Raw genomic sequence first — 6578 nt, forward strand, 5'->3', positions numbered from 1 at the left:
CATCGAAAAGGAGAGGGAAGCGATGACGTACAGCAGTGGCGGGGACAAGCTGCCGGGCGAGCCCTACCCCGGCCCGCACCAGCCGCCCACCCCGGACGGCGGTCCCGGCGTCCCCAATCCGCCGAAGGCCGTCTGAGCAGTGGAACCGAACACATGCCGGGGACGCTCCAGGCGTGATGAGCTGGGGCGTGCCCTCGTTTCCGGTGGCGCCCTTTCCCCGGACTGGGCACCCGTCTACGACGCCGTGCCCCGGTCCGCTTTCCTGCCGGATCTCATGTGGCCTTTCGACATGGCGGCCGGAAGGAGTGTCGCCGTCCACAAGGCGGACGACCCCGAAGCGTGGTGCGACTACGCCGATCAGGACGTTCCGGTGGTCACGCAGTGGGACGACGGCGAACACGGCGGAACGAAGCCGGGCACCGTTCCGACTTCCTCGGCGTCCATGCCGAGTGTCGTGTTCCGGATGCTTTCGGCGCTGGACGTCGAGCCCGGCCACCGGGTGCTGGAGATCGGCACCGGAACCGGCTGGAACGCGGCCCTGCTCGGATACCGGGTCGGCCCTGAGAACGTCGTCTCGGTGGAGGTCGACGGGCACGTCGCGGCGTCGGCCCGTTCGGCGCTGGAGCGCTTCAGCCTGCCGGTGAGGGTCGTCCACGGCGACGGGTTCGAGGGGTGCTCCGACCACGCACCGTACGACCGGGTCATCGCCACGTGCGGAGTGCGTTCCGTTCCGTTCGCGTGGGTGCGGCAGTGCCACCCGCGAGGGGTCGTCGTGGCCCCGTGGGGGACCCACTTCGGCAACGGCGACGCGGTGGTCCGCCTGGTGGTGTCCGGGGACGGGCGGAGCGCGTCGGGGCCGTTCACGGGGCCTGTGGAGTTCATGAAGCTACGGGCACAGCGCACGGCCCCGGTGGTGCACGGGGAGTACGTCAGGGGCAGTGTGGCGGAGGGGGACGAGTCCTCCACGGCGATCGCGGAAGGCGACTTCCTGGGGGGACGGTTCAGCCCTCGGGCGTTCGCGCTGTCCGTGCTGGTGCGCGACTGCGTGCAGGTGGTGGCGGAGAAACGCGGGGGCTCCCGGCCCGTGTGGTTCTACTCGCTCGGCGACCGGTCGTGGGCGTGCGTGATGTTCCGGGACGGTGACCCGGCGCGCGTGTGGCAGTCCGGTTCCCGCCGCCTGTGGGACGAGGCGGAAGCCGCCTACCGGTGGTGGGAGCGCAGCGGCGGGTCGGGGCACGAACGGTTCGGGCTCACCGTGGACGAGGGCGGGGAGTACGTGTGGCTCGACCGGCCGGACAACCCCCTGCCGGTCCTCGGCGGGCCGTAGGCCCTCTCGGCGGCCCGTGAACGGTCCCGCTCGTGCGCTTCCCCCGTGGCGCAGGGGCGGGGCCCTCGTTGCCGGTGTCAACTGCGTTCATCAGCAAGGTGGTTGGAGGTTTCGTTCGGTTGACGCCGTACCTCTGCCGTCCGTGTACGCCCGGACCGGGCACCCGCCCCCGGCNTNNNAGGCCCCCGACAGCCCCGGCCGCGCCACACCGCCGCGCACCGCGCCACGCCGCACCGCGCCACGCCGCCCCGCCCCGCTCCGGCCGAGACGCCCCGTGCGGGGCGTGCGGGGCGTACGGGCCGTGCGGGGCGTCTCGGCCGGCGGACGGAGGAGGTGGCGACGGGGCGTAGGCGGCTAGGCTCGGCGCGTGGCTGAGATCCGGATTCCCGATGACATCAAGCCCGCCGACGGCCGTTTCGGCGCGGGCCCCTCCAAGGTGCGCACGGAGGCGCTGGACGCCCTGGCCGCCACCGGCACCTCCCTCCTCGGCACCTCCCACCGCCAGGCCCCCGTCAGGAACCTGGTCGGCGAGGTCCGGGAGGGCCTGCGGGCCCTGTTCTCCCTCCCCGACGGGTACGAGGTCGTCCTCGGCAACGGCGGCTCCACCGCCTTCTGGGACATCGCGACGCACGGCCTGATCGAGTCCAGGTCGCAGCACCTGTCCTTCGGGGAGTTCTCGTCCAAGTTCGCCAAGGCCGCCGCGCGGGCGCCGTGGCTCCAGGAGCCGGTCGTCGTCTCCTCGGAGCCGGGCACGCACCCGGAGCCGCGGGCCGAGGCCGGTGTCGACGTGTACGCGCTCACGCACAACGAGACCTCCACCGGTGTCGCCGCGCCCGTCCGGCGCGTCGAGGGCGCCGACGAGGGCGCGCTGGTCCTGGTGGACGCCACCTCCGGCGCGGGCGGCCTGCCGGTCGACATCACCGAGACCGACGTGTACTACTTCGCCCCGCAGAAGTCCTTCGCCGCCGACGGCGGCCTGTGGATCGGCGTGTTCTCCCCGGCCGCCCTGGAGCGGGCCGCCCGGGTCCACGCCTCCGGCCGCCACGTGCCGGAGTTCTTCTCGCTGCCGACCGCGATCGACAACTCCCTCAAGAACCAGACGTACAACACCCCGGCGCTCGCCACCCTCTTCCTGCTCGACCAGCAGCTGAAGTGGATCAACGGCCAGGGCGGCCTCGACTGGGCGGTGCGCCGCACGGCGACGTCCTCCCGGACGCTGTACGGCTGGGCGGAGGCGTCCGAGCACGCCACCCCGTTCGTGACGGACCCGGCCAAGCGCTCGCAGGTCATCGGCACGATCGACTTCTCCGACGAGGTCGACGCCGCCGCGGTCGCCAGGATCCTGCGCGCCAACGGCATCGTGGACACCGAGCCGTACCGGAAGCTGGGCCGCAACCAGCTCCGCGTCGCCATGTTCCCGGCGGTCGACCCGGCGGACGTCGAAGCGCTGACGGCGTGCGTCGACCACGTCGTCGGAAAGCTGTAGGCCGGCCACGAGGACCCCGGCACACCCGTGCCCCCGCGCTCGTCGGACGGGTGCGGGGGCACGGGCGTGTCCGGCGGCCGGACGAACCGGACCTCTCACACGGCCGGGCGGGCACGCCTCTCCTGCCGAAGCGCGCCCGCCGGGCGGCCCTTCCGGCCTCAGATCCCCTGTCTCAGACCCCCTGCCTCAGACCCCCTGCCTCAGACCCCCTGCGGCAGGTCCCCGCCCGCGTTCACGATCATGCGCTGGAGGACCTTCAGCGCCGTCAGGTACTCCTCGTCCCCGATCCCCTCGTGCACGCGGGCCCGGCTCGCGCGCTGGGTCTCGGCGGCGCGCCGGTGCAGCTCGCGGCCCTCGTCGGTGATCCGCAGGCGCCCGTCGCCGCCCTGTACGAGCAGGTTCCGCTCGACCAGGAGGTCGATGTCGGGGGCCAGTCCGGCGCCCACGTCGTGGTGGGCCCGGTGGGCGTCCATCACCTCCTCGCGGGTGACCCCGTCCTCGCTGTGCCGCGCCTGGTGCAGGACCCACCACTGCGGCTGGGTGACGCCGATCGCCGCGAGCCGGCCCCGTACGTACGCCATCACCGTCTTGTTCGCGGCCCACATCCAGTAGCCGATCGGCTGGTTCACCAGCTCCGCGTCGTCGTGCGAGTACTCCATCGGACCGCCTTCCACCCGTTCCCGTCGTTTCCGTCGTGCTCCGGTCACCGGCGACCGTAGAACCTCGACCGCGATCGAGGTCAAGACCGCCCGGTGGTCAAGACCGCCCGGTGGCCAAGACCGCCCGGTGGCCCGGGCCGCCTATCGGCTCAGGCCCCGGAAGCGCCGCACGGCCAGGGGGAGGCAGACCGCCGTGATCGCCAGCGGCCACACCACCGCCATCACCAGGGCGTGCTCCTGGATCCAACTGCCGTCCGAGGCGACCTCGTTGCCGAACAGCCCGCGGGCCGCCGACGCGGTGGAGGAGAGCGGGTTCCAGGCGGCGACCGCGCCCAGCCAGCCCGGCATCGTCGACGGCGGGACGAAGATGCCGGAGATCATCGTCAGGGGGAACGCCACGGCGAACAGGGAGCCGGCCGCCTCCGGGCTCGGCAGCAGCAGCCCCAGCCAGACCCCCACCCAGACGAGGGCGAACCGCAGCCACAGCAGGAGGGCGAACGCCCCGGCGGTCGCCGCCGCCCCGCCGTCCGCGCGCCAGCCCATCGCCAGCGCCGTCGCGGCCAGGATCGCCAACTCCGCGCAGGCGACCAGCAGATCGGTCACCCCCCGGCCCGTGACCACCGCGGACGGGGCCATCGGCATGGAGCGGAACCGGTCGGTCACGCCCTTCCGCGCGTCCGTCACGACGGCCGTCGCGGTGTTCATGAAACCGAAGGCCATCGTCGTCACGAACATGCCGGGCATCAGGTACTCCCGGTACTCCGCGGCCGTGCCGTCGCCGCCGCCGGGCGTCCGCATCGCACCGCCGAAGACATAGCCGTACAGCAGGACGGAGACGATCGGGAAGCCCAGCTGCCAGGCGATGTAGGAGGGTTTGCGGCGGTAGTGGGTGAGGGTGCGGCGGACGATGTTCCAGCAGTCCACGACCGCCCAGTAGGGGCGTCCCCGTCCGGGNNGGGGGCGGGGTGCGGTGGCGGTCACGCGGTCGCTCCTTCCGGGGCGCGGGCGGCGGGCGCGTCCGCCGTACGCTGTGCGGTCTGACCGGTCAGGCGCAGGAAGACGTCGTCCAGCGTCGGCCTGCGCAGGCCGATGTCCTCGATCCGCACGCCGTCGTCGCGCAGGGCGCCCGCGACCTCCGTGAGCGCCGCGACCCGGTCGCGCACCCGGGCGTGGACGCGCCGTTCGGCGTCCGCGACGCACGGTTCGCCCTCGCCGACGCGGGCCACGGCCGCCGCGATCCGGGGCAGGTCGGCCCGGTCGGCGGCGACGACCTCGATGCGGTCGCCGCCGACGCGGTCCTTGAGCGCCCCGGGCGTGTCGTCGGCGATGGCCCGGCCCCGGTCGATGACGGTGACGTGCGAGGCGAGCCGGTCGGCCTCGTCGAGGTACTGGGTGGTGAGCAGTACCGTCGTCCCCTCCGCGACCAGGTCCCGCACGGCCTCCCACACCTCGCCCCGGCCGCGCGGGTCGAGGCCGGTCGTCGGCTCGTCGAGGAACAGCACGCGGGGCGCGAGGATCATCGACGCGGCCAGGTCGAGGCGGCGCCGCATGCCGCCGCTGTACTCCTCGACGCCCCTGTCGGCGGCCTCGGCCAGGCCGAACCGCTCCAGCAGCTCGGCGGCGCGGCGCCGGGCTCCGCGGGCGCCGAGGTGGAAGAGGCGGCCGAACATCTCCAGGTTCTGACGTCCCGTCAGGATTTCGTCCACGGCGGCGTACTGGCCGGTGAGGCCGATCAGCGCGCGTACGCGGCCGGGGTGGCGTGCCACGTCCACCCCGGCCACCTCGGCGCGCCCGCCGTCGAACCGCCGCAGGGTGGCGAGGACCCGCACGGCGGTGGTCTTCCCCGCGCCGTTGGGCCCCAGCAGACCGTGGACCGCGCCGGGTCGCACGGCGAGGTCGAAGCCGTCCAGGGCAGGCCTGCCGCCGTAGCCCTTACGCAAGCCCTCGGCCCTGATCGCGTAGGTCGTCCTCACACAAGCCCTCCGTCCCTCGGTCCCTCGGTCCCGGACTGAAACCGAGTACACCGTACCCGATAGAGCGTACGCCGTACTCACTTTTTTGGCCGATGGCGCCGGCCCGTACGCTGGCGCCATGACCGGCAGCGGAGGCGACACGACCACGAGCGGCAGCGGCGACATCCGCCGCAGCCTGGAACTCCTGTGGGGGACGGGGGAGGCACCCAGTCGGGGGCCGAAGCGCGGGCTGACCCTGGACCGGATCGTCACCGTGGCCGTCGAACTGGCCGACGCCGAGGGGCTCGGCGCCGTGTCGATGCGGCGCCTGTCGACCGAGCTGGGCGTCGGCACGATGTCGCTGTATCGGTACGTCCCCGGCAAGGCCGAGCTGCTGGACCTGATGCTCGACCGGGTCCAGGGCCTCCCGCCCGGCACCACGCCCGAGACCCCGGAGGACTGGCGCGACGGCGTCGAGGCACTCGCGCGCGGCCACCTCGCCCTGTACCGGCGCCACCCCTGGCTGCTGAAGGTCAACCAGAGCCGCAGCGTCCTCGGGCCGGGTTCCCTGCGCGCGCTGGAGGTGGCGCTGGCCGGGCTGCGGGGCATGGGGCTGAGCGACCCCGAGACCCTGTCGGTGATCATCGCCGTGCAGAGCTTCACCCTCGGCATCGCCCGGATGGAGATCGAGGCGGCGGAGGCGGCGAAGGAGACCGGCGTCAGCGACGAGGAGTTCTGGCGCAGCCAGGAACCGATCCTCACCCGGGTCATGCGGAGCGGGGAGTTCCCGCTGATGGCGCAATTGTCCGAGGACACGTTCTCGCCGGGGTTCGACCACTTCGGATTCGGGCTGCGGTGCCTGGTGCGGGGCTTCGAGGCGAGGGTCGCGGAGGCGCGGGCGGGGCGGGGTGACGGCCCGTCGGCGGAGCCGGGGCGCCCGGAAGGCGGCGCGGCGCACTCCTGATGGACCATCCGGCGCGCGGGTGATCGCGGTCTCGCGCAGCATCGGTGGGGTACAGCCGACGCAGCCGCACAGACCAGGAGGCACGCAGTGCGTCTCGGAACCCCCCTGCCGTCCGCCCTCGCGGCGGCGGCCCTGACCGTCCTCGCGGGCGCCGTCCCCGCCGCCGCCGAGCCCGGCCCCCGGGCACCNG

At 73.7% G+C, this 6578-nt stretch carries 6 protein-coding genes; 3 read left to right on the plus strand and 3 right to left on the minus strand.

Annotation, left to right across the window (positions count from 1 at the left end; genetic code table 11):
* The first annotated feature begins 289 nt into the window (after nt 1-289).
* Together MW084_RS12150 and serC are read left to right on the plus strand one after the other, a co-directional pair.
* Nucleotides 290-1327 (plus strand): rRNA adenine N-6-methyltransferase family protein, encoded by a 1038-nt coding sequence (locus MW084_RS12150; RefSeq protein WP_010473344.1) that lies wholly within the window; start codon nt 290-292, stop codon nt 1325-1327.
* 367 nt (nt 1328-1694) lie between these two features.
* Nucleotides 1695-2813 (plus strand): phosphoserine transaminase, encoded by a 1119-nt coding sequence (serC, locus tag MW084_RS12155; protein ID WP_010473342.1) that lies wholly within the window; start codon nt 1695-1697, stop codon nt 2811-2813.
* Between the two features lie 200 nt (nt 2814-3013).
* Here the strand turns inward: serC and MW084_RS12160 are convergent, their stop codons facing one another.
* From MW084_RS12160 to MW084_RS12170, 3 genes are all read right to left on the minus strand, one after another.
* Nucleotides 3014-3472 carry a MarR family winged helix-turn-helix transcriptional regulator gene (locus MW084_RS12160; protein WP_010473340.1) on the minus strand — a complete coding sequence of 153 codons (459 nt, stop codon included), beginning with the start codon at nt 3470-3472 and terminating at the stop codon, nt 3014-3016.
* Between the two features lie 141 nt (nt 3473-3613).
* Nucleotides 3614-4426, minus strand: an 813-nt coding sequence (locus tag MW084_RS12165; RefSeq protein ID WP_275563588.1) for an ABC transporter permease, incomplete at its 5' end; no start/stop codon positions are given.
* Between the two features lie 23 nt (nt 4427-4449).
* Nucleotides 4450-5445 (minus strand): daunorubicin resistance protein DrrA family ABC transporter ATP-binding protein, encoded by a 996-nt coding sequence (locus MW084_RS12170; protein ID WP_010473336.1) that lies wholly within the window; start codon nt 5443-5445, stop codon nt 4450-4452.
* 118 nt (nt 5446-5563) lie between these two features.
* On the opposite strand from MW084_RS12170, the gene MW084_RS12175 reads away from it, so the two are divergent.
* A complete protein-coding gene (locus MW084_RS12175) occupies nt 5564-6388 on the plus strand; it encodes a TetR/AcrR family transcriptional regulator (RefSeq protein ID WP_010473334.1) in 825 nt (274 codons plus the stop codon).
* The last annotated feature ends 190 nt before the right edge of the window (nt 6389-6578 follow it).

Origin of the sequence: Streptomyces sudanensis, assembly GCF_023614315.1 — a bacterium.
GTDB lineage: Bacteria > Actinomycetota > Actinomycetes > Streptomycetales > Streptomycetaceae > Streptomyces > Streptomyces sudanensis.

What these genes read in the sequence shown, in the direction of transcription:
- MW084_RS12150 (WP_010473344.1), top strand. Translation starts at nt 290, where the DNA reads ATGGCGGCCGGAAGGAGTGTCGCCGTCCACAAGGCGGACGACCCCGAA.
- MW084_RS12160 (WP_010473340.1), bottom strand. Translation starts at nt 3,472, where the DNA reads ATGGAGTACTCGCACGACGACGCGGAGCTGGTGAACCAGCCGATCGGC.
- MW084_RS12175 (WP_010473334.1), top strand. Translation starts at nt 5,564, where the DNA reads ATGACCGGCAGCGGAGGCGACACGACCACGAGCGGCAGCGGCGACATC.